This window comes from Pseudoalteromonas sp. S558 (genome assembly GCF_005886635.1).
Taxonomy (GTDB): Bacteria; Pseudomonadota; Gammaproteobacteria; order Enterobacterales; family Alteromonadaceae; genus Pseudoalteromonas; species Pseudoalteromonas aliena.
In genome coordinates this window covers 1-660 of the sequence record NZ_PNDU01000345.1, presented here as the reverse complement: position 1 = coordinate 660, position 660 = coordinate 1, and the positions used below count along the sequence as shown (strand labels likewise).

Annotated in this window: 1 protein-coding gene; it reads right to left on the bottom strand. The window is 35.0% G+C overall.

Annotated features, from left to right (window positions below; genetic code table 11):
• A partial coding sequence (locus CWB66_RS18855; protein WP_138586566.1) for an MFS transporter occupies positions 1–437 on the bottom strand: 437 nt, incomplete at its 3' end.
• Positions 438–660: the final 223 nt, after the last annotated feature.

The window sequence follows — 660 nt, the reverse complement described above, 5'->3', positions numbered from 1 at the left end:
GTCTTTTCAGGACCTAAGGCATCTACATAAGGGTTAGCTGAAACTTGCAAGACAGTAATACCAGAAGCGAGAACAAATAAAGCGCTTAAAAAGATCCAATATTCATGCACCACTACAGCAGGGTAAAATAATAAACACCCTATAGACGCAACGACGAGCCCTGTTAAAATACCTTTTTTGTAACCTAGTTGTTTAACTAACATCCCTGCCGGAATAGAGACAATAAAGTAAGCCCCAAAAAAGCAGAATTGAATTAACATTGCTTCAAAGTAGCTTAGGTCAAATACCCCCTTTAGGCGTGGTATTAGTACATCGTTTAAAACAGTTATAAACCCCCATAAAAAAAAAAGGGTTGTCATCGCAGTCAGTGGAAACAGGTAATTTTTATTTGGCTGTTCATTGACCGCGAATGGTTGATTTGTATTTAGTTCACTCACGTTGTTTTCACTCCATTAACAAGTTGAAAACGATTTTACATGTTTATCAGCGAATTACACACAAACTAAAAAAGAACGTTCCAATTATGTATGGATTTTAATTCCAACCTGCTTATATATGGGGTCTATTTAACGTTAAGAAAATTATGCCAGATCTAGGCAAAACCTTTTATATCTTGTTGTTCTATATATATAATTTTTAACGTAGTTAGTGGGTTATGTT